This is a genomic window from Ekhidna sp. ABH4_415 (assembly GCF_056161305.1).
The window spans coordinates 75,370-101,337 of the sequence record NZ_JBSWYW010000004.1; the positions used below are offsets into that span (position 1 = coordinate 75,370).

19 protein-coding genes are annotated in these 25,968 nt (G+C 44.7%); 7 read left to right on the forward strand and 12 right to left on the reverse strand.

Features of this window, described 5'->3' with window-relative positions; genetic code table 11:
- Positions 1 to 7 precede the first annotated feature (7 nt).
- The 3 genes from ACXAH9_RS07680 to ACXAH9_RS07690 are packed head-to-tail and all read left to right on the forward strand — an operon-like array spanning position 8 to position 4,543.
- Positions 8 to 1,903 carry a 2-oxoacid:acceptor oxidoreductase subunit alpha gene (locus ACXAH9_RS07680; RefSeq protein ID WP_474894276.1) on the forward strand — a complete coding sequence of 632 codons (1,896 nt, stop codon included), beginning with the start codon at positions 8 to 10 and terminating at the stop codon, positions 1,901 to 1,903.
- Positions 1,900 to 2,859 (forward strand): thiamine pyrophosphate-dependent enzyme, encoded by a 960-nt coding sequence (locus ACXAH9_RS07685; protein WP_474894277.1) that lies wholly within the window; start codon positions 1,900 to 1,902, stop codon positions 2,857 to 2,859. The genes ACXAH9_RS07680 and ACXAH9_RS07685 overlap by 4 nt, the downstream gene beginning before the upstream one ends.
- Complete coding sequence (locus ACXAH9_RS07690) at positions 2,849 to 4,543, forward strand: hypothetical protein (RefSeq protein WP_474894278.1); 1,695 nt, start codon at positions 2,849 to 2,851, stop codon at positions 4,541 to 4,543. The genes ACXAH9_RS07685 and ACXAH9_RS07690 overlap by 11 nt, the downstream gene beginning before the upstream one ends.
- Positions 4,544 to 4,598: 55 nt before the next feature.
- Here ACXAH9_RS07690 and ppdK read toward each other — a convergent pair whose 3' ends face one another.
- Both ppdK and ACXAH9_RS07700 read right to left on the reverse strand, forming a co-directional pair.
- Entirely contained in the window at positions 4,599 to 7,262 is a 2,664-nt protein-coding gene (ppdK, locus tag ACXAH9_RS07695; RefSeq protein WP_474894279.1) for a pyruvate, phosphate dikinase, read from the reverse strand.
- A gap of 133 nt (positions 7,263 to 7,395) precedes the next feature.
- A complete protein-coding gene (locus ACXAH9_RS07700) occupies positions 7,396 to 8,250 on the reverse strand; it encodes a LytTR family transcriptional regulator DNA-binding domain-containing protein (RefSeq protein WP_474894280.1) in 855 nt (284 codons plus the stop codon).
- 92 nt (positions 8,251 to 8,342) lie between these two features.
- On the opposite strand from ACXAH9_RS07700, the gene ACXAH9_RS07705 reads away from it, so the two are divergent.
- Complete coding sequence (locus tag ACXAH9_RS07705; protein WP_474894281.1) at positions 8,343 to 9,692, forward strand: DEAD/DEAH box helicase; 1,350 nt, start codon at positions 8,343 to 8,345, stop codon at positions 9,690 to 9,692.
- 7 nt (positions 9,693 to 9,699) lie between these two features.
- The gene (locus ACXAH9_RS07710) at positions 9,700 to 10,353 is read left to right on the forward strand and encodes an alpha/beta fold hydrolase (RefSeq protein WP_474894282.1); all 654 of its coding nucleotides are present in this window, start codon (positions 9,700 to 9,702) and stop codon (positions 10,351 to 10,353) included.
- A gap of 15 nt (positions 10,354 to 10,368) precedes the next feature.
- On the opposite strand, the gene ACXAH9_RS07715 is transcribed toward ACXAH9_RS07710, so the two are convergent.
- The 10 genes from ACXAH9_RS07715 to ACXAH9_RS07760 all read right to left on the reverse strand — a co-directional run bounded on the left by ACXAH9_RS07715 (position 10,369) and on the right by ACXAH9_RS07760 (position 22,867).
- Positions 10,369 to 11,703 carry a 1-acyl-sn-glycerol-3-phosphate acyltransferase gene (locus ACXAH9_RS07715; RefSeq protein WP_474894283.1) on the reverse strand — a complete coding sequence of 445 codons (1,335 nt, stop codon included), beginning with the start codon at positions 11,701 to 11,703 and terminating at the stop codon, positions 10,369 to 10,371.
- Between the two features lie 188 nt (positions 11,704 to 11,891).
- Positions 11,892 to 12,725, reverse strand: a complete 834-nt coding sequence (locus tag ACXAH9_RS07720) for a hypothetical protein (RefSeq protein WP_474894284.1) — start codon at positions 12,723 to 12,725, stop codon at positions 11,892 to 11,894.
- Positions 12,726 to 13,639: 914 nt separating this feature from the next.
- Positions 13,640 to 13,843: a hypothetical protein gene (locus ACXAH9_RS07725; RefSeq protein WP_474894285.1), complete on the reverse strand. Its 204-nt coding sequence runs from the start codon at positions 13,841 to 13,843 to the stop codon at positions 13,640 to 13,642.
- Positions 13,844 to 13,876: 33 nt separating this feature from the next.
- The gene (locus tag ACXAH9_RS07730; protein ID WP_474894286.1) at positions 13,877 to 14,389 is read right to left on the reverse strand and encodes a hypothetical protein; all 513 of its coding nucleotides are present in this window, start codon (positions 14,387 to 14,389) and stop codon (positions 13,877 to 13,879) included.
- Complete coding sequence (locus tag ACXAH9_RS07735) at positions 14,386 to 15,303, reverse strand: DUF6268 family outer membrane beta-barrel protein (protein WP_474894287.1); 918 nt, start codon at positions 15,301 to 15,303, stop codon at positions 14,386 to 14,388. The genes ACXAH9_RS07730 and ACXAH9_RS07735 overlap by 4 nt, the downstream gene beginning before the upstream one ends.
- A 5-nt stretch (positions 15,304 to 15,308) precedes the next feature.
- Positions 15,309 to 15,980, reverse strand: a complete 672-nt coding sequence (locus tag ACXAH9_RS07740; RefSeq protein ID WP_474894288.1) for an ion channel — start codon at positions 15,978 to 15,980, stop codon at positions 15,309 to 15,311.
- Positions 15,980 to 19,060, reverse strand: a complete 3,081-nt coding sequence (locus tag ACXAH9_RS07745) for an efflux RND transporter permease subunit (protein WP_474894289.1) — start codon at positions 19,058 to 19,060, stop codon at positions 15,980 to 15,982. Before ACXAH9_RS07745 ends, ACXAH9_RS07740 begins: the two co-directional genes overlap by 1 nt.
- 3 nt (positions 19,061 to 19,063) lie before the next feature.
- A complete protein-coding gene (locus ACXAH9_RS07750; protein ID WP_474894290.1) occupies positions 19,064 to 20,149 on the reverse strand; it encodes an efflux RND transporter periplasmic adaptor subunit in 1,086 nt (361 codons plus the stop codon).
- Positions 20,149 to 22,497 (reverse strand): TolC family protein, encoded by a 2,349-nt coding sequence (locus ACXAH9_RS07755; RefSeq protein WP_474894291.1) that lies wholly within the window; start codon positions 22,495 to 22,497, stop codon positions 20,149 to 20,151. The genes ACXAH9_RS07750 and ACXAH9_RS07755 overlap by 1 nt, the downstream gene beginning before the upstream one ends.
- A 16-nt stretch (positions 22,498 to 22,513) precedes the next feature.
- Complete coding sequence (locus tag ACXAH9_RS07760) at positions 22,514 to 22,867, reverse strand: hypothetical protein (RefSeq protein WP_474894292.1); 354 nt, start codon at positions 22,865 to 22,867, stop codon at positions 22,514 to 22,516.
- Positions 22,868 to 23,076: 209 nt separating this feature from the next.
- Between ACXAH9_RS07760 and ACXAH9_RS07765 the strand changes: the two genes are divergently transcribed.
- The gene (locus ACXAH9_RS07765; RefSeq protein ID WP_474894293.1) at positions 23,077 to 24,123 is read left to right on the forward strand and encodes a sensor histidine kinase; all 1,047 of its coding nucleotides are present in this window, start codon (positions 23,077 to 23,079) and stop codon (positions 24,121 to 24,123) included.
- Positions 24,124 to 24,128: 5 nt separating this feature from the next.
- Complete coding sequence (locus tag ACXAH9_RS07770; RefSeq protein ID WP_474894294.1) at positions 24,129 to 24,848, forward strand: LytR/AlgR family response regulator transcription factor; 720 nt, start codon at positions 24,129 to 24,131, stop codon at positions 24,846 to 24,848.
- Positions 24,849 to 25,968: the final 1,120 nt, after the last annotated feature.

Here is a 25,968-nt window from a genome sequence, read left to right on the forward strand (position 1 = left end):
AATATTTATGAGCAGCTCCACACAAGAAATCATTCCGGGAACCACTTCAAAAACCTCACTTAAAGAAGCGATCGTTGAAATCGTTAGTGACTCTGGAGAGGGAGCGCAGAAGTGCGGCCAAAGTTTAGGGGCGATCTCCGCTAAAATGGGCAATGGTGTATGGACGGTAGAGATTATACCGGCTGAAATTCAACCCCCGGCACGGTCCAGAGCAGGAGCTTCTGGTATACGTGTACGGATGGGGCAGGAGAAGATTACGAATATGGGCGATCAGGCCGACCTGGTAGTAGCCCTGAATGAGCAGGTCCTGTTCGGACGAATTGCCCAAAATGCATATAAAGAAGGCACCCACGTCCTGATTGAGAACAAGTGGGCCAATCATGCTTCTCCAGACATAGTAACCGCTTATTCAGAAGCGCTGGATAAATTCCAATCACTTGGTTATATCATTCATGAAATCCCGATGGAAGACGAATGTCTCAAGGTTGTGAGTGATGCCCGCAAAGGAAAAAACATGTGGGTCCTTGGGTTGCTTTGCAACATCTACGACCGTGACATGAAACTATCCGAAGATCAGATCAGGTCAATATTCAGAAAAAAGAGCGATGAAATAATTCAGAACAATCTGGACCTCCTTCATGCAGGCTACCAATGGGCCGAACTTAACCTGGATTTACATTACTGCATCACTCCAAAACCGAGCAGTGATGACATGGTGGTAATGAATGGCAATGAAGCGATTAGTTTGGGTGTAATGGCGGCTGGCATAGATGTCTGCTCTATGTATCCGATTACTCCTGCAACCTCCGCTACTCACGCGATGGCTGAAACGATGCAGTCGGCTGGAGGAGTGATTCACCAGGCCGAGGATGAATTAGCAGCCATTGGTTTTGCAGTAGGGGCCTCCTACGCAGGGAAAACGGCTGTCACCATTACTTCAGGCCCGGGCATTGCTTTAAAAACGGAATTCATTGGGCTGGCGATAATGGCTGAAGTGCCTTTGGTCATCATAGATATTCAGCGAGGTGGACCGTCCACCGGCTTGCCTACCAAAGTAGAGCAAGGAGACCTGCTAGCCGTACTCTATGGTACCCCGGGTGATGCTCCAAAAATCATCATTGCTCCAGCTACGATCGAAGAGTGCTTTCATTATGTCATTCTTGCCAGAAAGCTTGCCGAATCATTTCGATCTCCGGTCTTTGTTCTATCTGATGCCAACCTGGCTACCGGAGTGCAGCCATTTAAACGACCGCAGCTTAAAGAGGAATGGCTGGCCTCACCCATTGATCAAAGCAAATGGCAGGAAGGCGTGAGGCCCTATGAGTGGGATGCAAAAACAGGCATAAGTGAGCGACCCATCCCCGGACAAAAAGGAGGGGTCTATACGCTTACCGGGCTAGCCCATGATGAAGAAAGCCATGTGGCGTATGATCCTGCTATCAACCAGCGTGCCGCCGAGAGCCGAAGCAGGAAAATTGCCGCATTACATGAGACCCTCAAACCGCCTAAAGTTTTTGGAGATCCTGAAGGAGATCTATTGCTTGTAGGATGGGGCTCAACGAAAGGAGCCATAGAAGAGGCTGTAGAACGAGCGAGGACACAAGGAGCGTCCGTCAGCAGCGTACATCTACACTTTTTGAGTCCCCTGGAGCCTGGTCTTAAAGAGATCTTTCAACGATTCAAAAAAGTGATGACGGTAGAGATCAATTACAGTGATACGGTAGGCAAACCATATATCACAGAAGAAAACAGAAGGTATGCACAACTCGCCTGGTATCTGCGTGCACAAACACTCATCGACATTGATTGCTTCAGCAATGTCTTTGGACAGCCCATGAGTCCGTATCGAATACTGAAGATGATGGAAGAAAACCTTGAAATGAAATTAATTGAACAATCATGATTGCTGTAAATCCAGAAGCATGTGACCTGATAATGCCAGATTCTTTATTTAGTCTGGAAGACTATACAAGTAGCCAGGCAAGATGGTGCTCTGGGTGTGGTGCTCATACGATACTTACCTCGGTCAAGAAACTGTGCACAGAAGAACAGCTTGAGCCGGAAAAGACTGTATTTGTCTCCGGAATTGGCTGTAGCAGTCGTTTTCCGCACTATATGAATACCTATGGGTTCCATGGCTTGCATGGGCGAGCTTTTCCAGTGGCCTGTGGAGTCAAGTTTCGAAGACCGGACCTGCATGTATTCGTGATCACCGGTGATGGTGATTGTTGCTCCATAGGTGCCGGACACTGGGTGCATGCAATCAGATACAACATGAAGATGGTGGCTTTACTGTTTGATAATGCCATCTATGGGCTAACCAAAAAGCAAACATCACCGACCAGCCCTTTGGGTACCAGCTCCAACACCCATCCGGATGGATCTGTGTTGCCACCAATCAATCCAATACAGGCAACACTGGGACTTCCTAATGTTTCATTCGTTGCTCAAACAGCTGATTGGAAGCCTGCTCATTTGCACGCTACCATTCAGAAAGCCTATCAGCACCCGGGACTTGCTTTTGTAAGAATTATACAAAGATGCCCCATTTGGATGCGTGACAGCTATGAACCTACGGTCAAAGACCCAGACGCCATTACGCTGCTTAATCATGAAAATGGGATTGTATTGAATGAAGATCAGCAGGGTAAGTTTAGGAATGTAATCACTCATGATCCGTCCAACATTACAAAGGCCAGGGAAGTAGCAGAAGAAATAAAGGATACCGTCCCAATCGGGTTGTTTTATCAAAATAAAGCTGCCTACCGCTACGATGAATACGGCGCGCATAATCTGGGAATCTCCAATGATGACAGACTGGGAGCAATCAACCAATTAATGGACCGCTATGCAATCTGAAGTAAAAGAACACCTGGAAAAGTCCAAACCTCTTAAAAGGCAAATGGAAACGCTGGCCGGAGAGGCAGACCAAAAGAAATTCTGGAAAGACCTTCGTTACTTTTACCGAACAGGTGAGAAGCCAAAAGGATCACTTAACAAGGGCCTTACATCTATATTTAAATACAAACTGGAACAGCTTCCACAAGCATATCCTGTGGTGCTGGATAATAAGGAATTCATTTTTTCTAATGATACAACCTTTCATTTTATAGATCATTATCTATCTGTATATCAATTAGATACAATTGATCAATTTAAGTATAAAATTAATTCAATCATTTCTTCACTTGCGAGACTGCTTGAAGTCAGTTCGGATGATTCAATCAGCTCAGAAAGCTATGATTTCGCTGACGAGCTCATTGCATTTGATAAGCTATCCAAACTGGTTCCCAAATACAGTGGCTCTGCCTTGTCAACTGGTCGTAAAAAACGACTGAATAAGGTATTTGAATTGTTGAAGCAGGAGCTGAGTGAGTACCAAACAGCACAAGCATTGCTGTTGATTGCGGGAGGAAAGCAATTTGATAAGGCATCCAGCCGATTCCAGGTCATCCCAATCAAGAAAAATGAAGCAGTAAAGGAGGCTCATGCCATTTTGAAAGAGCAATTGGAGGTATTTACCTCATTGATTAAGGCATATAGAATTGCCATGCTGGAGGTGGATAATGTCTATGATGAGTTAATCCATGATGACTATTTCAGTCATTTTACCTGGTACCGGCTTTCGGCGGAAGAGAAATCCTGGTTTAGGCCGGTCTTTCTCCAAATCGATCATCAATTGGTGATGCAGCAGCTGGATGAATGGTCCCGACTGTTGAGCACCAACTGGCCAATTAAACTATTGGTAATGAATCATTCGTTGGTATCAGAGCCGGAAAAAGGCTTGAGCTGGGAAGAGGCTTCTCACAGCTACCGACAGGAGCTGACCGCACTGACTGTGGCTCATCGGAATGTATCTACCTATCAGATGACATTAAACAACCCGGACCTGCTAACCCCATTGATACAGGAATGGATTGGAGATAGCCAACTATCATTGCTGCACTTGTTAATTGCTGCCGATAAAGAAGAACTACTAAAAACGAAAGCCGCCATCTATGGTCGATATTTTCCTCAGCTTACTTACAGCCGTAATAAAGGAATGGCCAATTGGAACATGGACAACAATCCAAGCCCTGAGAATATATGGCCGCTCATGAACTTTGAGATAGAAAAAAATGGTAAAATCAATCAAGATTCCATCGCTTTTACCTACGCAGATTACAAGGCCTTTTTTGATGCCAAGGTAGAAGAATTGATGGTAGTGCCTGCGGCATACGAAAGTGACTATCTGGTTGCTTTTTCAGATTACCTGGAGCTTACACCGCAAGATCTGATTGGTAAAATACCATTTATATGGTTGGTGGATAAGGATCAAAACCTTCATAAAGCAGCCGTGCCTAATGTCTGGGTGGTTTCCTGCCAGGAACGTATGGATAACTGGATCTTTCTTCAAGGACTGACCTCCAAAACGTCAGTGCCGACCACTTCAGATCCAGCAGCTGACACCACCTTCACCGATGAACAGCTGAAGCAGGTGAGGGAAGAGGCTACCCAGCTAGCCGCCAATCGTTTGATCAAGGAGTTGTTAAGTGACATTTAAACCATGTAAAAAGGGAGACGAAATGCCTCCCTTTGTTGCTCAACATCATAGCATCCTATTGAATCTCCTCCAGTATGCGTTCACGTGTGGTTAATCGTGCCTGAGCAGCAGCAAGCCTTGCTACCGGCACCCGATAAGGGGAGCATGACACATAATTGAGTCCTTGCTGATAGCAAAACTCCACACTGGAAGGATCACCTCCATGTTCTCCACAGATACCTACCTTCAAGTCTTTATTGACTTTTCGACCATTTTCTGTGGCCATGGCTACCAGGCTGCCGACACCCTCACGGTCAAGGGTTTGAAATGGATCGTCCATTAATATGCCTTCCTTCAGGTATACCTCCAGGAATTTGCCTGCATCATCTCTGCTGTAACCAAAGGTCATCTGTGTCAAATCATTCGTACCAAAGGAGAAGAATTCTGCTTCTTCGGCGATTTTTCCCGCAATCAATGCCGCACGTGGAATTTCGATCATCGTCCCAACTTTATAGGAAACGGACTCACCCAGTTCTTCAAAAACCTCCTGAGCGGTGTGATCAATAATCTCGTGCTGATGAATAAACTCTTCAGAAGTTCCCACCAATGGAATCATCAATTCAGGGTACACTTTTTTGCCTTCTACTGTTAGCTCTATGGCTGCTTCCATGATGGCCCGTGTTTGCATTTCAGTGATCTCCGGATAGGTGATACCCAGTCGACAGCCTCTATGTCCCAGCATCGGGTTAAACTCCTTCAGCGCTCGAATTTTTTGGTTTAAAGCTTTCGTGCTGATATTCAACTCCCTGGCAACTGCGCGTACCTCATCTTTTTCGGAAGGTAGAAATTCATGCAAGGGTGGATCCAGCAAGCGTATGGTGACCGGGAGACCCTCCATTGCTTCAAATATGCCTTTAAAATCAGCTTTTTGATAGGGTAGTAGGTCTTTTAAAGCAGCCTTACGATCCCATTCATTGTCTGCAATAATCATTTTACGCATCGCATTGATTCGTCCTTCTCCGAAAAACATGTGTTCTGTTCTGCAGAGACCGATACCTTCTGCTCCGAACTCTCTCGCCAAAAGCGCATCCTCCGGCGTATCAGCATTGGTTCTGACCTGCATGTCTATGCAGTCATTTACCCATTCCATGAAAGTATGATAGTTTTCACCCATCACCGGATCTTCGACAGACTTGCTTCCTTTGATAATCAGGCCTTTGGCTCCATCCATTGAAATCCAGTCTCCTTTTTTGACAACCAGCTTTCCGGATGTAAATGATTGCGTGTTGTAGTTGATGACAATGTCTTCACACCCCGCCACACAAGGTTTGCCCCAGCCTCTGGCCACTACAGCGGCATGAGAAGTCATACCCCCACGAGAAGTGATAATTCCTTCTGCAGCTGCCATACCACCTACATCTTCCGGGCTGGTCTCGATCCGAACCAGAATTACTGGCCTACCTTCAGACTTTGCCAACTCTGCGTCCTCAGAGCTAAACACCACCTGGCCAACAGCCGCTCCAGGAGAGGCGGGGAGTCCATGACCAATGATGTCTTTTTTGGCAATTTCATCCTGACTCAATCGGGGATGTAATAGCTGATCCAGATGGATGGGTTCCACCAGGTTCTGAACCGCTTCTTTCTGAGAAAGCAACCCTTCGTTAACAAAATCCACCGCTACTTTTACAGCGGCAGTGCCTGTACGTTTTCCGCTACGCGTCTGAAGAATGTAAAGCTTGCCTTGTTGAATGGTAAACTCAATGTCCTGCATGTCTTTATAATGCATTTCCAAACGGTTCGTGTGCCATATTAGCTCTTGATAGCAGGTGGGCATGAGGCTTTCCAGCTCCGTAATGTTAAGAGGTGTGCGAATGCCTGCCACCACATCTTCTCCCTGAGCGTTTATCAAAAACTCTCCAAACAATTCATTGATACCTGTTGAGGGATTACGGGTAAAACACACCCCAGTGGCACAGTCTGATCCCATGTTGCCATATACCATGGCTTGCACATTTACCGCGGTACCCAGCAGACCGGTAATCCGATTGATCTTACGATACGTTCTGGCACGCTTACCATTCCATGAGCCGAAAACGGCATTAATGGCAAAATGTAGTTGCTCCCATGGATCTTGAGGGAACATATATCCTGTCTCTTTGCGATACACCGCCTTGTATCGATCAATCAATTCATGCAGATCTGCCACGGTGAATTCTGTGTCCTCACTGATTCCTCTCAGATCTTTCAACTGCTGCAACACCTGCTCGAAATGGTCATGAGACACTCCCATCACTACATCACCAAACATGTCGATAAATCTTCGATAACAATCATAGGCGAATCGGGGATTCTCGGTCATCTCTGCCAGGCCTTTGACGGATTCATCGTTGAGCCCCAGATCAAGAACTGTATCCATCATTCCAGGCATGGAGATCGCAGCTCCGGACCGGACCGAGACAAGAAGTGGTTTCTTTGGATCGCCAAACCTGAGTTTCATCAGGTCTTCCAGAAAGTAGATGCTCTTTCTAAGCTCATCCTCAACACCTTTTGGCCAGCGCTTATTATTTTCATTGAAGTACTTACATACTTGTGTAGAGATCGTAAAGCCAGGGGGGATAGGCAACCCAATGGCACTCATTTCAGCCAGATTAGCACCTTTCCCACCCAGCAATGATTTCATTGATTTATCACCATCAGCAAAACCATTGCCGAAGGTGAAAATGTACGTTGAAGATTCCATTATAATGTGGGTTTGATTGGCTCTGAAGAAAAAGATATCCGAGCTATTTTCCTATGACGCAGGTCATCCGAATAGCTGTATTTTATCTGGAAGTGATCAGACCTGTCATAAAACGGTTAGATGAGGCTATCCGCTATTGCAGCTTTTTCATTACATCAGCGGAGTAGGTACTGGATACCGGAATAGGAGTGTCCACCTCGTTGAGCCAGATATGTCCATGGTGCTGGTTTCCACTAAAATGGTCCAGATGGTAGAGGTTTACCATAAAGGAACGATGACACCTTACTAATGCGGGGTGCAGCTGCATCTCATCAATGCCCTTGAGGGAAAGGCGTATCCGCGTCTTATGAAGTTGATCGGACTTGGTGTAATAAATAATAACTGCTTTATTGTCTGCCTCCAGATACAGGAGGCTGTCAAGCGTCAGGTTGAGTGCACCTTCCTCATGACCTGTCGGTGAAAGGGTGATCAGCTCCGTTGCGTCCATCTCAAAATCCTGCATGGTCTCCGTGAGTTTTTCGTAATGCTTCATACGGGCGTAGAGAAAAAGGATCACCAGGGGAATGATTGCCGTTACAGTGAAACTTCCAATAAATTCCATCCAGCTGCTCCAGGATAGGTCTTGCCAGTTACCTAATAGGTTATAAAGGAGGAAGACCATGGTTGATAGGAATAGCAGCGTCCATAGGAGCCACAGGATCAGTTGCCACCTGAGGATAAGCTTCCGAAAGATCCAGTTGAACAAAAAGGCATCATTGAATATGAGTACCAGAGAAACATAAGTGCCCAGCACCAACATATAGAAAACAAAATCCTGAGATATGGTATCCTGGTTGGCATTGCTGATGATACCAAAAGGCTGAAAGAAGACCAGGAATAAAAACACAAACAAACCGATCAGGAGATAGGCGATGATTTTTTCTTTGCTGTTGAGCAGCCGTACTGGCTTATTGATTTTAGATTTCAAGGATCGGCGTTGCTGTGTCATATACCTAATTTAGTAGGATTTACACTAAATATCTAATAGGTACAGCCAGCAGCGAAGCTCGGATTCCGTAGTTTTGTCCAAATTCCCACTCCATGAGCACCTTTGAACACCTCGACCTTTCCAATTCCCTACACCATGCATTGGAAGACCTGGGTTTTCATACACCCACACCTATACAGGAGCAAGCGTATGCGGTCATTCGGTCAGGGAAGGACCTGGTCGGGATCTCTCAGACCGGAACAGGGAAGACGTTTGCGTATCTCTTGCCGCTGCTCAGAGACTTAAAATATTCCAAAGAAGTACCTCCAAGAGTTCTGATTATCGTTCCGACGAGAGAGCTCGTAGGGCAGGTGGTAGAGCAAGTGGAATCTCTAACCTCCTACACGAACATCCGTGTTCTGGGTGTACACGGAGGAAAGAATATCAATACCCAGAAACCGGCTGTGGTAGCAGGAATGGATGTATTGGTAGGTACCCCCAGACGTTTATATGACCTGGTACTTCACAAATCTCTGTCCCTGAAGAGTGTAAAAAAAGTAGTCATCGATGAGGTAGATGTGCTACTGGACTTAGGCTTCCGCTTTCAACTGACCAACATTTTTGATATGCTGCCAAGGAAGCGCCAGCACATCATGTTTTCGGCGACCATGACCGAAGAAGTGGACGAGCTGATAAATGATTACTTCCAACAGCCGGAAAAAATCACCATTGCTTTGAGTGGTACGCCACTGGAAAACATTGAGCAAACAGCCTATAAAGCACCAAACTTCTATACGAAAGTGGAGCTACTCAAACACCTGTTGGTCTCTGCTAAGGCATTTCCAAAAGTATTGGTGTTCGTTTCCAGCAAACGCAATGCTGACAGGCTATACGAGGAAATGGAGGAAATGTACGAGAAAGACCTGTGCATTATTCACAGCAATAAGAGTCAGAACTACCGTCAACGATCGTTGGAGGCATTTAATGAAGGAAAGAAACGTATTCTGATTGCAACGGACGTCATAGCTCGGGGACTGGATCTGACGGATGTGAGCCATGTGGTAAGTATGGACGTACCGATCTATCCGGAGAACTACATGCACCGCATAGGGCGAACGGGACGTGCAGAAAAAACCGGATCAGCCATATTGCTATACACCGCAAAAGAAGCTGAACATAAGGCAGCAATCGAGCAACTGATGAAACTCGGAATTACTGAAGAAGCATTTCCAGCAGAGGTCGAACGATCTAATGAATTGCTCCCTGAAGAACGACCAAAGGATAAACAGCATGGATTGTCTCATAAGCTAAGTGCGAAATCGCCAAAGGGAGAAGCTACGCACGAGAAAAAGGACAAAAACAAAAAGGTAAACCTGGGAGGTTCATACCGAAGAAAGCTCGCAAAAAAGTACAAGAGGCCACTGACACGCGGCGACAAGAATCAAAACAGGAGGAAGAAATAGTAGTGCTATGAAACTGGTATTCATTCATGGATTTGGTGAGACGAAAACCGTATTCGATCATATAGCTGATCAATTACCTGGCGAGCATTTTTTTATAGACTTATGGGAATCGCTGGGGACCGATAAACGCCCCGATCTGAATGTGATCGATTTCTGTAAAGAGCTCATACAAAGACACGATATTCATGTAGATGATATCGTTATCGGGCATTCGCTAGGTGGAAAAATAGCATATCACATCAAACACCTAAATGGCAACCGAATCATACAGATTGCCAGCTGGACCAATCAGGGTAAAGTAAACCTGCCTATCAAAAACCAGACACTTTTGGGGCTACTGGCACGCAGTGGATATCTGTTTTCGAAGCTTAACAAGGCTTTTATGATGAGTCTGTATAAACGGGAGGAAACCAAAACCATTTATGCGGAGGCCTTTGATAGACTAATAGAAGCGAACACCAACTGCAGTTACAATCAACTACGACTGGTGACTCAGCCGATAGACAGAGCCGTAAATGTCGAGCCTGACCTTCGGATCCACGCCAGGAGAGACAACATCATCCGGTATCCCGATGAACCGTATCAGGAAGTGCCCGGTGATCATTTTTGTCTGGTTACACACGCTAAGGAAGTGAGTGATGCAATCATGAGCATTTTATAATGCTGTAACATTATGTTAATAGATGACCTTTAGTTGGTCCAAATCCTTCAAAATTTCATCTCGCAGTTGAATAACCTCTTGCAGTGCATCCTTAGGAACCTTAAACGTGAAGCGGATCAATCGAGTGAAACGTTTCATGCTTCTCCAGAAGTAAAGGGTAATAAAACCAGAAATAGCCAACAAAAGCAGGAATGCGAAGCTGTACAGCCATTGATCACTTACAAAGTGCTGAAAAAGCAACAGATAAACCGTATAAAACAAAGGAAAGAGGACGATTCCGCCCACCAATAAAACAGAAGATCGATATTCGATATCTACGTTTAACGCCTTATAAATCTTGCCAGGAAGCACGTAGGGGAGGTAATTGGTCATTAATCCAAGCAAGTAGAAGGGAAGCAGCAGGGTAAAAAGCAGGAGGTAGCCGGGATAAATTAACGGGACGATTTTACGCTGGAATTTCTCAGAAACGAATCCGGCAGTAAGGTTCAACTTGTCGAGAGCCTGGTAGAATCGGCGGAGTTTTAGCTTTAAATCATCATACAGATCCTGTTTTTGCTCATGCAGGTGTTGGAGCGACCTGGAAAGTACGCTTCTGAGCTTTAGCGACAAGGCTGGATTGGTATACAAATGAGCTTCCGGCTTCAGATACGTGGTATAAAATTGATGGGCCTGAATGAGAAAGCCTTCCTGATCTTTGTCTGTGGTAGTGGGAATCTTTGAAGCTAGCGAATCACTAATTTCTTGAGTAAGGGCGACAATACCGTCTTTTTCATCTTGTTCGTGCAGCGACTTGAAATCTGCCACGGCTATGGGATCACCAACATGCACAGAGACTACCGTGCGGAATTGCAGCGAATCGGCATAATCAAGGCTGATGGGTATGATTCTTAAGTTACCCTGATACTGTTTGGCTTGTTCATAGCTCAATGCAATTCTGGCAGTACCTGTTTTGATTTCTCGCAGTTTCAGCTCGTAGAAACTCGTGCCTTCAGGGAATACCATGATGGTGCCACCGGATGCCAGGTACTGATGGCATGCTTCGAACGCTTCACGGTTGTCGGATTTTTGTCCGGGTTTTAGATCTTGCTGACGATAGATGGGAATGACATGAAAATAGCGAAAGATGGCGTTGACCCATTTGTTGATAAAAATGCTGGCGTTACCCAGAAATCCTACACGCTGTTTGGTGAACCTGGCGATGATCAGCGGATCCATGAGGGTATTGGGGTGATTCACCGCAATCAGGAGTGGACCATCTGTTGGGATTTTATCACGACCCGTCACGATCATCTTCTTGTAGAAGAGGAAGAAGGCGAATTTCAGAATGACTTTTAGCAGGCGGTAGATCACAAATACTTATTTGCTTTACGATGAAACGGATGGTAACATGCCAAATGACCAGACATGCAACCTCATGAAAAATAGCTCATCAATCTGAAATATGAAAACCATCACGGACCTGATGAGCAATCATATAACCAGAATGCTACATATTATGTTAAGTTAAGATGCGATAAATGCTGCCATAATCACTCAAACTAGGCATTCTCACGAAACTTATTATACACCAGCGTAAGGCCCAGCACGAAACCTCCTGCAGTAATGCCAATGATCACGTTGACAAACGGAGGAGCCGATAGCGCCATGCGTATCAAGATGGTAGCAAAGGCAAATGAGGAATATCTGAAGAGGTTGGTATACTGCGATTGATAACGGAGCGAATACAACAGGATCAGAATGTCTGAGAAGATGAGTAAGGTATAAAACTCATTGAACGAAGGATCATAGCTACCGAGCTGCAGCAGTGAGCTTGCCTCAAAAGCAATCATGATCAGAAAGGCGAAGAATAGTAGCAGTGCCACGATCTTTTTAAAGCTGATAAAGTTTTGCTGATCTTCCGTGGATTTCGTGATGCGCGTGTGCTGCTGCATCTTAAAGTAAAAGCCGATGATCGCAAAGATGATCAGTGCACCCAGTGCATCAGACAGCATGGGCAGTAGCTGCACCAGATCCAGGGACGTGTTGTCAATGAGAGTTGGTGAGACTTTACCGAACTGCTTGAAGGCGTCTCTCAGGAGAATGATGGATAAGATCTCAAACTGCTTACCAACTGAGTCTGCAACTGACTGTGGAAGTACAAAAATCAAACTCAGAATCTCGAAGACCAGGAGTGTGGTGAAGCTCGCATTGATGGCGGTGAAGTACTGGAGCGAGCCGGGCTCTAGCGGAGTGATCCCGGTATTGATGAGCAGTGCAGCAGCAATGGTCACACCGAAGATGATGATCAGCACAGAGCTGATGATTCGGGATGTGATGTGATGGGCGTATTGCTGATCGAGGAAGTCAAAGAGGCGCACGAGCGTGAGTATCATGTGGTAAGATTAGGATTGGATCCGAAGATACACACAGAAAGTAGAATCCGCTAATAATCATCAGTAGGACATATTCTGAAAATACGTATTTAACATAATATAAATTATATAACAAAGCGGATATTTATTACTGCTGCGCTGTTTGGCGATTATCCGTCAGCTTAGATTATATAATGATATTATGTTAACCGCAGCGGCGGACCGTCAGCAAAGCTGGACGTTGACGTGCACGTTTCTGATTGATATTTTTTTGGTGCACTGCTTCTAGCAAGGTTGTTATATAATTAGACGTTATATTAAATAGCCGCTCGGCCAGCGCACAAACCCTGTGCTCGGCCGTTCCCTGACCAAACGGCTTATTAATAGTTTTTCCCACCCACTTGTGAGCTAAGGCTCACTGACCAGCCCTAAGCAAGAGAATCTCAGGCAAAGCTTGTCGTCTAAAATTTTATTATCCGGGTAATTGTTCGATTCGTTTTCAAATACACGATTCTCAGGCATTAGGATTTTGCCTGTGATACACTTGCTGGCCAACGCTTTGTCTGGCTCACAGCACAAGCCAACTTCAAGCGTCATTCTGAGGAATCAGTAAACCGTCGGTTGCTGATGACGTGAGAATCTCATTAACGCTTGTAGCCGAATCAGAATGGCTCACAGGTCGTTTGTCTTTTATCTGTGTTTGCTTAATCGCTCGAGCCGCTGGGCTTTTACTTTTTTCATTGATAAAAAAGCAAACAAAAAATCTAGGCAAAATAATCACTCCCAACACACAGCCAACCGCACCCTCGGTATTTTGCCTTGCCAGCCCGCCTGGACGGAGAACTGATTCTACTTAACATAATAATTAAGCCTTCAGTTTTCCATAACTTCAGCTATAGGATTGATTTAGCTCTGAGAGCTTTTGGATCTTATTGTCAATCTCCTGGATAGGTATTGCCAGCAAAAATATATTGATGGTAACCTTGTCCTAGGTTGTCTCCCAGAATATTAAAATAACAATCGCCTTTGGCTCCGAAAGGAAGGATAATCAAAGGTTCATCAAGTTCAACTTTTCTTATTAACCATCCATCTGGAAGCTTAGCATCCAAGCTTGGTGTCTTATCCTCAGAGGCATGCATGGCATAAAAGTTACCTTTTCCATCTGTTAACTGTTAGATGAAGTCCTCAAAATAGATCACTTGACACTTCTTAATGGTTTTAATCACTACATGCCCTGCTTCAGGTTTTTTGTTATCTGTCTCATCGGGGATATAGTCAATCGCAATGGGTTGTGCTAACTCCATCCATGTATATCCTTTGTACTCCACTTCATCAATACACTCTTCACCTTGACAATCTTCAGGTGCCAATGGCGATCTTAAAAAAGCAGTCTTTTGGAAAAGAAGATTACGATCAAGGTTTTTCACCCATGGAAAATTGGTGTTGAAATCTGCCCATTCATCCAATGGAATAGGATTACTACCTCCATTGACTAATACCTTCTTTTCTTTTGCGTTTATGAGCTCTTTGGCGAAACCTATTTCCTGCCAATCAAACTCATGATTGATGTCGATCGCTGGTGTAGTTGGAAAACTGATCCCAGCTTCCTCAGCAGTGGGTATTCCCCCACCACATGCCGATACTAAATATTCTACAGCAATTATTAAAACTATTCTAATCATCATTTCTCATCTTTTTTTGGTGGAACCAATGCAATACCGATCTGAAAGAATGTACCATTATCCAGATCATAAGGCTCATCTTCGAACTGGTCTCCTTGCAGTTCTATGCTTTGCGCAACAGCCATGCCGCCTGTCGCTTCCAGTTGAATTGCTTTGCCCAGTCGATAGCTTACACTCGGTCCGATTACCACTCGGGTATATCCCACTTTGTTCACGGGCTGAACTTCGTTCAATAGGCTTGTTCTCGAGTAATTGACATTGTAAAGCGACCCGTCAACTTCTGCTTTTAGTCCTGTTGTCAGTTTTCCATAATATCGCTCATAGACGATGCTTCGAGGGAGAATTACCTGAAACTTGCTTCTATCTGTCTTATGGGTGAGCTGCAAGGATGGAAGGATAAGGGGATCGCCAAATCGGGATGTAGCCACAATTCCGCCCCCGTAGGAGAATTTTTCAGATTTTCTCTTGATGAATTGCAGTGTACCATTAAACAGAAAATCATCGACTTCCAGGGATTGATTGAACGTAGATGATAAGGTAGGACTGAGCACTGCCAGCGCCCTCCAGTCATTCTTGAGTTGATGAACTATAGCAAGGCTATATCCAATCACATGCAAATTCTGACCATCTATATTGAGTGCTACGTCATTATCGGCTGTTGGAGTGACAAGTTTGTATTGAAGTCCATTGATAAGTACTGTCTTTTCGTTCTTCAGCTTCCAAGGAATGTTCACAAAAAAATTGTACTCGTTTACTTCAATTTCCCGGTTTAAGGGAGAATCTGTGACACTTGCACCAGGGAAGGTCGTGAAACTAAACCCAGCCAATTTCGGACTTTGAGCCGTTAGCGTCTGCCCACTTACGATGAGGAGTAGGGATAAGATGCTTTCTTTTAGAAATGTAGATTGTTTTTTCATTGTGTTTATGATTTTGCGGATGAATTGTCTGTTTCGTTTGTGATCAATCTTCCAATAATAAGTGCAGTGATAAATACCGTGTAGAAGTGCCCGATCAATGAGACAAAGACGACCACACTTCTGGATATCTCTGTAACCGGGGCAATATCGCCATAGCCAATCGTCATCAATGTGATTAAGCTGAAGTAGATGTATTCGGGAAGTCGTGCCTGACTTGCTATTCCGTCCAGTGAATTTGGATAGACGTTGTTGATGAACATCAGAATAAACCCAAAGGCTACTGATATCAGAATGAATCCACTAAACACCGCATAGATGGATTTAGGTGTCAAATTCTTGTTGTAGTACAGGTCGTTGAAGAGGATGATTGAAATGGAGATGAAGTAGATAAAAAAGAGTAACTCGCTAGTTCGGTCTACCCAAAAAGAGTAGTCAAACTGCTGACCAAGCACTCTTGCTACCGCCAGGAACAGCAGGAAGTAGTAGCCATACCTGACCCATTTCGATCTCCCATCAATCAATAGCAGACCAAAAAGCATGTTGCATATCACGAGCAAAACAGTCACCGTCCTCTGTGCCGTGTGCGGGAAAAACAAGTGACCAATCAGAAGAATAAGCAAGCTTCCCAAAAAGAAAGCCTGCCTGTGATCTTTGATATATGCAACAGTATTCCCCATTACTCAGCGAGGGGAACGCGATAAAACAACCGATACAGCACTGGCACTAAAACCAGCGTAATCAATGTCGCAAACAGCAATCCGAAGATTATGCCGATGGCCATAGGTTCCCACATGGCTCCACCACCCAACCAAAGTGGGATAAGTCCAAGTGAAGTCGTAAAAGTGGTCAATAGAATAGGTCTGAACCTTTCCTGTGCTGCTGCTAAGATGGCATCATAAGGCGTTCGGCTATTTTCATCCAGCTCCAGCTGAATTCTATCGATCAAAACGATGGCATTATTGATGACAATCCCAGCTAAAGAGATGATCCCCAGGAAGCCTGTGAAACTCAGGTTAGTATCAGTAATCAGTAGTCCACCCACAACTCCAATAATCCCAAAAGGAACTGCCAGCAACACGATGCTGGACTTTCGAATGGAATTGAATTGCATCACCAACAAAAAGATGATAATGAAGAATGAAACTGGAAGCTTCTGAACAATGGCACCCATAGCATCCGCACTAGCCTCAGAGTCTCCCCCAAGTTCGTAGCTGTACCCGGGTCCCCACTCTCCTATTTTCTCGTCCAGCCATTTCACCATCGGGCCAGCCACTTCTCCAGCAGTATATCCGACTTGAAGTCGGGACTCCACTGTAATGGTTCGTGTAAGGTCTCTTCTCAAAATTTTGGCCAGTTGCCAGTCCACGCTGATGTCTGCGACCTGAGCCATAGGTACCGTCCTCCCACTCTTTTGACTGTAGATGTTCAAGCCTTCCAACTCTTCGTACGCCACCTCAAGGCTACCTTCGGTGCGCATAGAGATGGGGATGTTATCCTCATTCTCGCGATACTCACCCACGGTATAGCCCGATAATGTGGTAAGCGTTGAAAGGGCCACATCCTGATTGCTCAATCCATTGTAGTTCAGTTTGGATGGACTGATGTCCACGTAGACCTTTTTGATTTTTGGACCCCAGTCGTCATCTACGTTGCTTGTACCCGCTATGGTTCTTAGTTGGTTTTTGGTCTCAGCCGCGATTTTAGTCAGCTTGTCCGCATCGGGCCCACTGATCCTAATCTGAATAGGCACAGATGCTCCACCGCCACTTCCCAATCGCTTCACGGTCACTTTGGCATCCGGCAAGTTGTAAAATGAAAATTCGTTGAGTTTATCAATGACCAACTGATTGTCATCGCCAGACGAAGTATTGACCAACAAATGTGCATAATTGGTTTGCTTTTGGTCTGGTTGGTAACCGAGATCGTACGACTTAGGTCCCTCACCGATAAAGGAAGACCAATCCTGGACCCCTCGTATTCTTTCTTCATTTAGAACCAGGCTATCTGTTAAGAATTTTTCAAGTTGTGATACTTGTGAAGCAGTAGTTTCGAGGCTTGTTCCTGTCGGGAGAATCAAATCCACGGTGATCAGGTTTCGCTCACTATCAGGCATAAACACGAACCCAAGGCTGCCCATCCCAACGAAAGAAAGCACCAGCATCCCAACTACTGAACCAAGCACTAATATCGGTTTGGTTAAAGCCCAGACTATCAGTCGTTTATAAAAGACTATTAATTTGTCAAAGAAACCAGGTTTTTGATTGGCATCTTTTGGCTTGATACGAATGAATATCATGGCCAGCATGGGCACAATGGTCAATGCCATCAGCCAGGAAGACAGCAACGTTATGGTAATTACCGAGAACAATGGCCCCATGATCTCACCCATGACTGACTCGGCAATGAAGAACGAAAGAAACGCTGCGGAAGTGGTCAGGGAACTGGTCAGCAGTGGAACCATCAATTCTTTGCTCGATGAGATGGCCGCATCCAGTGCCTTTTCTCCATTTTCCATCTTCACCATCATGGACTCTGCCATCACGATCGCATTGTCTACCAGCATCCCCAGTGCCATAATTAGTGCCGCAAGTGTTACCTGATTGAGGCCAATACCAAATGCGCCCATAAGGAAAAGTGCCATCACTATGGCTGTAGGAATAAGACTTGCTACCACAATTCCTGTTCTCAGACCAAGGAACATAAGCATGACTGCTAAAACGATGACCACACTTTGAATCAGGTTGGAGATAAAGTCACTGACACTATCGGATACGGAAGTGTCCTGTGATGCGATTCGCTTGCCTATAATTCCTACTGGTAGGGTCTCATTGAAATCAGAAAGCAGCTGGTCTACATCCTCGCCCAGTTGCACGATGTTGGCTCCATTTTTCAATGAAATATGAAGACCAATAGCGGTCTTTCCATTTATTCTGACAATGGTCTCTCTCGGAGAGATATAGTCTTCGTAGACTTCTGCAATGTCTTTGAGAAACACCGTCTCACGTCCATTACCAACAGGAATTAGTATGTTCTGAATATCCTCTATGGTCTCAAAACTTCCGGAAGGCTCCAGGATTACACGTTCATCTTCAATGTTTATTTCTCCTGCAGGAATGATAATATTCGTTCCGGAAATGATGTTTTTAAGCTCATTGGCAGAAAGCTGTATTTTGGATAGTTCAGCATCATTGTAGTCAATGAAAATCCTTCGATCCAACACTCCCGACAGCTCCACTTTTGCTGCATCTTGGAGCTTGATAATCGCATTACGGAGGTTATCTGCATACTTTTCCAGCTCTTTGGGTTCGTACCCATCATTTTCAAGGCCTACGGCAATGCCGTATGTATCACCTAACCCTTCATCCTTTAAATCCGGACCTGAACTCACACCGGAAGGCATAGCCACTCCTTCAATTTTTCTTCTTAACCTATCCCATATAGGTTGCATTTCGGCTTCCTTCACGCTTTCTTTCAAAGAAGCCCTTACAATGGATATTCCGGTTCGGGATTCACTTTTGATATAATCAACCTCCGGAATCTCTTGAACTACTTTTTCTATCGGATCCGTGACGAGCTGTTCTATTCTCTCAGGACTGGCTCCCGGAAAAACGGTCACAATGCTTGCATTCCGAATGGTGAATGGAGGCATACTGTCCCTTGGCAGAGCAGTATAACCCACCACTCCGAGGATAATGACGATCCCCAGAAGTAGATAGGTTACCCTGTTATTGTTTATAGCAACTGCGGTAAGGTTCATCTTCTATTGGTTTAAAAGTGTGACTTTCATTCCGTCATAGAGAGTTCTAAGTCCGGCAGTGGCTACCAGCTGATCTTGCGTCAATCCTGATCTGGCAATGAATCCTCCGGAGGTAAGGCTGCCAATCTCTATGTTCACCTTTTTTGCCTCATACACATCACTTTCCAGCGAATTCAATACATACACAAACTGTCCGCTTTCATCTTCTCCTACTGCTTTTACCGGTACGGTAAGCTGTGCTTCCTGATTTTCATCACCAAATGTAAAAGTGACCTCTACGGGCATGCCTGGTCTAACTTCTGCTGATGGGTTGTTGATGGAGGTAGTAACCGGATACGTTCCTCCTGATGAGGTATATCCTACTTCGGTGATCGCGCCTTCATATGTCAAGGACAAAGAAGGGATACTGATTTTCGTTGCACTCCCTTGCTTTACCTGACCGATGTATTTTTCCGGAACTCCGGCCTGAGCCTCTATATCCACTGCATTTTCCTGACTCATCGTGATGATGGATTGCCCCGCTTTTATCACTTCATTTACTTTCACATTGACAGATGAAACCACACCTGACATTGGTGCCTTAATGGAGGTATAGGTTACCTGTGAACGTTGCAGGTCGAGACGTTTCAGTGATATCTCATACGAACTTTGCACATTGGAAAGGGTGCCCTTGGCTTGATCATAGTCACTCAACGATGCGTTATTCGACTGGTATAACTGCTTAACTCGCTCAAAACTTGAGGTGGCCGTTTCCAACTGGACTTTGGCATTATTCGCATCCAATTGTGCTTGCTCTAAGGCCAACAAAGCATCTTTCTGATCTAATTGACAAAGTAACTGTCCCTTTCTAACACGTTGACCAACAGTGACATTCAGTTTGGCGATTAGCCCGGCAGCACGGAAACTCAGATTTGTCTCTGAACCAGACTGGGTAATGCCGTTAAACGTCCGGGTTGATAATCCACCGTAGGACTCAATGGTGCCATATTTTATAGGTTTGATTAATTCTTTTTGTTGCCCCTCACCTGATTTTCCACACCCGTAGAAAAACACAATCATGAGAAGGGAAAAGTAGTTGTAGTATCGCATTAGTTTTGATTATTTAGGTATTCTTGAAGTCGGTTGTCAAAGTCCTGCTGCTGCTCTTCGGTCATCAGCATGGTAAATGCCCCCACATTAAACTCTAACTGAAGGAAATTTTGGATGTACTCATACACGGAGATGGCCGCACCCAGCCGGGCTTGCAAAGCCGCTTCCTGCGCATCAATTAGCTGAGTAATGGTGACCTGTCCCTGCTTGTAATTTTCCTGCACCAGCTCGAAGTTTTGTTGTGCACTGCGTGACGCTTCATTGCTAAATTGAATATTGGTGCTGGCACTCAGCAAGCTGAATACATTGGCTCTTACACCGAGCTCCAGGTTTTGATCCAATAGAGCTTTGGAATTATCAAGCTGACTTAAACGGACCTTTGACTGCTGAATGGCCGCTTTTCGTCCCAGTCCGCCAAAAATCGGATAGGTGAGCGATACCCCTGCAAACCATGAATTGTCTTGAAATTCGGTGATCCCCAAGCCTTGGGCCTGGGCATCTATGGTGGAGCCTACTCCTCCCCTTGCTAAAACCTGACTTGTCTGTGCTTGTAAGGCAACAGTCGGCATATACAGCAAGCGCTTGTTTTGAGTTAGCTGTCGATTGGAAGCGCTAATGTTTTCAATCAGTGCTTTCTTGTTTGGGTTTTTGAGTTGGCTTTCGGTCACTAAAAAATCCGATAGCTGCTTTAAGCTTTCAGGAGTTTTTACCATATTGGCCAGCGTAGTTTGACTCAAAGAAGCAAACCATTCATCCTGCAGAGAAACATCAGCTACGTCAAATGCATGTTCCAGGGTGTTAGCTAGGAGATTGTTGAGCTGCAACTTGGCCGTCATCAGCCCCGCCTGGGCTTCCACAACCGACTGATTAGCTAAAGCAAGTTCGGACTCCCATCGATAGAGATCTGCATTGTTGGAAGAACCGATACTGACACGAATCTCAGCCAGCTCCTTGTTCCTTTTCGTATTCTGAAGGTTCTCTTGCTGAATAACCACATTGGTTTTTGCTGACAGAATGTTGAGATAAGACGTATAGGTATCCAACAGCACATTCAGTACTTCGGCTTCAGTGTTATATTCCTGTGCTTTTAGCAAATACTGGGTGATCTTCAGTCCGGCAATGGCTTGCTCCGAATAGATCAACTGACTGACCGTAAGGTCTCCAGTAAGCGATCGTTCTGGTGAATTAAAGGCGGCACTCGCTCGCTCATCATTGATCTGGGAACCTGTCAACCCCGCGTCCAGAGATGGCAATAAATTAGCCTTGGTTGATTTGATATCTACCTGGCTAAGTTCAATGTCTTGGTAACTGAGTTGGATGTTCAGGTTTTCTTTAATCGACTTTTCGGCGATTTCCTCAAATGAGTAGGTCCTGACGTTTGCGTTATTATTACCGATCAACGTAGCGGTAAACAGCACCTCAAAAGGAATTGGGAACTGAATGGCTCTTGCGGTTTCCAGGTTTACATACAAATTCTCCTTGGTATCTAACCTCACAGACATGGTGGCCAGATCGGCACCAGAGAGCACTTCATCTACCGTGATGGCCAGTTTCCGAACGACTTGTTGCAGGTTATTTTCGTTGGTCAATGATGCCAGTACTCCCCAATCAATCAGTCGGGCATTGCCGGTGAAGGTTGGAATATTGCGATCATTCATACCTCCAATCAACGCTTTCATTCCAGCTTCTGACTGACTGAGTAGCGTGGTGAAATAGGCAGCATCCACTTCGTCCGGCACCTGGTCTATGACTGTATCCATATTCGCTCCAAGCGGAAGAATAGTTAGCTGGGCACCTAGCGTATTTGAGATCGAATCTATTAGTGCCTGAGCCTTCCCGGAATTGATCGTGGAGGCCGCTTTCTCATCAACGAATACCACCAGGTTGTTGAAGTCATGCAGGTCATTGAACGCCTGAAGCTCTTTATCGAGATCCTTTGTTTGCCAGATGTAGGTGAAATTCTCTTTTCCGGAAGTTCCACCCTTGTAGGGAATGTCCTGCAGTACAGGGTCAATAAAGCCGAGAGAAACGACTGGTTTCGGCAGATGTTCCAGGCCAGATAGAGCTTTCGAACTGATACTCCCCAATGACAGCACCAGATTCGATTGAGCTTGAAGGTCAGCATACGCTTTATAGGCTTCCGCTGTGGATGAAATGCCATAAACGGTTGCTCCCTTGATCACCTTGCGGCTAGCGCCTGAGGTTTGATCTATTTCCTGAATGATCCGATTAACGATCAATTCCGAATTCGCAGCATTATCGAAATCCGAGATGATCCCAATATTGATTTGCTGTCCCTGCGCGGCAATTACCGCCAGCAGCAGGATAAGATGTAGAAAATATTTCATGGTTAGGAGAATTGGATTACTTGACCTTCGTCCACTCTACTTTTCTTGTGGTGAAGCCAGCATCCACCTCGATGATTAGCTTCTTTCCCTCTACCTGGCAAACAACATCCATATATTTGTCTCGCTTCCTGGCATACAGCTTACCCACCCATTGACCGTCCTTGAACTCCAGGTTGAGCATTTCTACTTTTTCGTTTCGTTCTCCATTGACTATGGGATTTCCGATGAATTTTTCTCCGGATTTATAGACTTCCACATTTGCCTTATCTGCATCCCAGATACCAATTATTTTATCGGTTGGATCCTGGGCAAAAAGAGATGTGGAAATGATAGAAAATGTAATCAGTGTTAAAAGGGTAGCTTTTTTCATGAGTAGTATGTTTCAATTTGAGGTTCGAAACTATTTCTACAATAGGGTGACCTGAAATAAAATGAACGAATCATGCCCCTTATTTCATCAAACCGCTTTTTTGGCTGATGAATCATTTCGTTTAGAGAAATGAGGGTTTCGTGATGCAGAATGAGCAATTCGTTCAATCGCTTTTAAGGCAGAAGAATTTTGCTTATACTATTGTAGTAGTGAACTCCTTATTAGCGAAAACTGAAAAATTTCTCAAGGTTGGTCCATACCTATTATGGTTTGGACTCAATACTGTCATTGTGCTGCTCCTTGGTGTATATGCCGGAATACCGCAAGCCATTTATTACCTGGTCATCTTCTTTGGGTTCACTACCTTGATCATTTGGTTTTTTGGCTTTCAGGTCTTTCCAAGATTTATATCCATGAAAGAGGGTAAGGAAGACCAAAAGTTGGCATTGTACCTTACCATTAATATCCTCATTTTTCTTGCCGGGATTGGAGCTCAATTTCTATCAAGAGATGTATTCGGAACAGAATTTCTTCGTGCTCATCCTTTGCCTACAATTATACGCGCATCTATTTGGACGCTCTTTGTTTTTCTCGGTGTATTCTTTACAGGCGGGATCCAGCTTGCAAGGGCCTATCATCTGGATGCTGTACAAAAAATTGGTCATCAGGCAGAGAGGGTCAGGGCAGAACTTCAACTATTGAAAAATCAGATCAGCCCTCATTTTTTGTTCAATACCCTCAACAATATTTACGGGCTTGCCTACATGAAAGACGAGCGAGCTGCCCAAATGATTTCCAAGCTATCGCAGATCATGCGCTATCTGCTCGATGATTGTGATCAGCTGACTGTACCACTTGTGAAAGAGCGAGACTTGATCGAACATTATCTGAATTTGCAATTGCTTAAGCATGAAGGATCTAGAAATGTGGATTTTTATCATGCCGGGGTTAAAAACAACCATACGATCGTTCCTATGATCCTGATCAATTTTGTCGAAAATTGCTTCAAGCACTCTGACCTGGACACCAATGAGGAAGGTTGGATCAACGTGCACATGGAAGTAGAAAACGATGAATTGATCTTTCAGACTGAAAACACCGTTAAAAAAGAAGTGGAGAAAATACTTTTTGACCGGAGAGGGATCGGGCTCACCAATTCCCTTAAGCTATTGGAAGCCAACTATCCTGAAAAACATACCGTGGAAATCAACGAAGACGAAAACACGTATCAATTGAAGGTCACCTTAAGACTATGAGTAAAATGAGATGTCTGATCGTAGATGATGAAAACATTGCCCGGAAATTGCTTTCCGATTATGTAGCAAAAGTCCCGGAACTGGATTTGGTAGCCACCTGCGCTTCGGCACTGGAGGCCATGAAATATGTCAAGAATGACCATATTGATGTGATGCTGCTGGATATTCAGATGCCGGACCTCACCGGACTCGATTTTTTAAAAATACTGCCGCAAAAGCCTGCCACCATTCTGACCACCGCCTATTCTGAATATGCTGTCCGTAGCTACGAGCTGGACGTGGTAGACTACCTGCTGAAACCTATTGATTTTGATCGGTTTTATAAAGCCATCACCAAGGTCATATCCTCAAAGAACCTTATCCCGGTGACTCCCCCTTCTGTGGAAACGACTCCAAAGGCAGACAAACTTTTTGTCAAAGCAGATAACAAGATCATCAAGGTGGCATTTGACGAAATCGTAACCATCAATGGTCAGGGAGCTTATGTAAAGCTGATCACCTTGGACGGTAGAAAGATCATGACCCTTCAGTCCATGAGTAAACTAGAAGAGTCGCTTCCCGGAAACTTCTACCGAACGCATCGTTCCCACATTGTCAATATCGACCATATCGACAGCATCGATGGCAACACCATCCGACTAAAAGACCATGTTGCGACCCTGAGCAAAATCAAACGAGAGGAATTCCTTGAGCGAATAGATGAGCTGAATTTGTTGAGGGAGTGAGGGTGATAAGCCCTTCTTTGAACAAAAAGAGGATATTAAGAAGACTGTAATTTCAACAAAGACAATTAGTTGATAAAATGCTAAATTCTCCCGCACACGTTTGTCATTCCCACCACCCTTCCTCTTCTCCCAAAAATGTCAAAAGAGTGCTCGTGAGAGCCAAGAAATGAAATGCCTGTTACTTAAGGACGAAAAAGGCCAAACCCTAACTATTAATCCCTAACCTCGAACCTAAGCTATCTTAACATAACGCAGACCATTATATAACAAAGCGGATATTTATTACTGCTGCGCTGTTTGGCGATTATCCGTCAGCTTAGATTATATAATGATATTATGTTAACCGCAGCGGCGGACCGTCAGCAAAGCTGGACTGTGACGTGACTACACCTGAGGCTCAATCTTTTAGATCCTGCTTCTAGCTCAGGTGTTATATAATTAGACGTTATATTAAATAGCCGCTCGGCCAGCGCACATTCCATCGCTCGGCCGTTCCCTGACCAAACGGCTATTAATAGTTTTTCCCACCCGCTTGTGAGCTAAGGCTCACTGACCAGCCCTAAGCAAGAGAATCTCAGGCAAAGCTTGTCGTTCAAAATTTCGTTATTCGGTAATTGTTCAGTTCGTTTTCAAACCTGCCTGCCGGTAGGCAGGTACGTTACTCTCAGCTCACTTGCTGGCCCTTCGTTAAAATGATCCACTGGATCATTTCTTAACACTCAGTCCTCTCAGCGATTAGGATTTTGCCTGTGATACACTTGCTTGCCAACGCTTTGTTGGCTCACAGCACAAGCCATCATTTTAGCACATCATTGTGAGCCCCAATGGAATTGGAACCTTTCAGCCAGTGGCTGATTGGTGACGTGGCAATCTCATGGCTACTGGCAGAATAGCTCACAAGTAATCTGTTATTTCATCTGTGTTCAATTTACGCTCAAGCCGCTAGGCTTTTACTTTTTTCATTGATAAAAAAGTAAACAAAAAATCTAGACAGAATAAAGCTTCCTCGCTCAAGGCCAGCCCATGGCCCGCTATTCTGCCAACCAGCGCGCCTAGACGCAGACAGTTCTATTTAACATAGTATGAGATTAACAAGAGTTGAGTTAGTTTAGTTAACATA

Coding starts and splice junctions, on each gene's coding strand:
- ACXAH9_RS07680 (WP_474894276.1), top strand. CDS start 8: ATGAGCAGCTCCACACAAGAAATCATTCCGGGAACCACTTCAAAAACC.
- ACXAH9_RS07685 (WP_474894277.1), top strand. CDS start 1,900: ATGATTGCTGTAAATCCAGAAGCATGTGACCTGATAATGCCAGATTCT.
- ACXAH9_RS07690 (WP_474894278.1), top strand. CDS start 2,849: ATGCAATCTGAAGTAAAAGAACACCTGGAAAAGTCCAAACCTCTTAAA.
- ppdK (WP_474894279.1), bottom strand. CDS start 7,262: ATGGAATCTTCAACGTACATTTTCACCTTCGGCAATGGTTTTGCTGAT.
- ACXAH9_RS07700 (WP_474894280.1), bottom strand. CDS start 8,250: ATGACACAGCAACGCCGATCCTTGAAATCTAAAATCAATAAGCCAGTA.
- ACXAH9_RS07705 (WP_474894281.1), top strand. CDS start 8,343: ATGAGCACCTTTGAACACCTCGACCTTTCCAATTCCCTACACCATGCA.
- ACXAH9_RS07710 (WP_474894282.1), top strand. CDS start 9,700: ATGAAACTGGTATTCATTCATGGATTTGGTGAGACGAAAACCGTATTC.
- ACXAH9_RS07720 (WP_474894284.1), bottom strand. CDS start 12,725: ATGATACTCACGCTCGTGCGCCTCTTTGACTTCCTCGATCAGCAATAC.
- ACXAH9_RS07725 (WP_474894285.1), bottom strand. CDS start 13,843: ATGCATGCCTCTGAGGATAAGACACCAAGCTTGGATGCTAAGCTTCCA.
- ACXAH9_RS07730 (WP_474894286.1), bottom strand. CDS start 14,389: ATGATGATTAGAATAGTTTTAATAATTGCTGTAGAATATTTAGTATCG.
- ACXAH9_RS07735 (WP_474894287.1), bottom strand. CDS start 15,303: ATGAAAAAACAATCTACATTTCTAAAAGAAAGCATCTTATCCCTACTC.
- ACXAH9_RS07740 (WP_474894288.1), bottom strand. CDS start 15,980: ATGGGGAATACTGTTGCATATATCAAAGATCACAGGCAGGCTTTCTTT.
- ACXAH9_RS07745 (WP_474894289.1), bottom strand. CDS start 19,060: ATGAACCTTACCGCAGTTGCTATAAACAATAACAGGGTAACCTATCTA.
- ACXAH9_RS07750 (WP_474894290.1), bottom strand. CDS start 20,149: ATGCGATACTACAACTACTTTTCCCTTCTCATGATTGTGTTTTTCTAC.
- ACXAH9_RS07755 (WP_474894291.1), bottom strand. CDS start 22,497: ATGAAATATTTTCTACATCTTATCCTGCTGCTGGCGGTAATTGCCGCG.
- ACXAH9_RS07760 (WP_474894292.1), bottom strand. CDS start 22,867: ATGAAAAAAGCTACCCTTTTAACACTGATTACATTTTCTATCATTTCC.
- ACXAH9_RS07770 (WP_474894294.1), top strand. CDS start 24,129: ATGAGATGTCTGATCGTAGATGATGAAAACATTGCCCGGAAATTGCTT.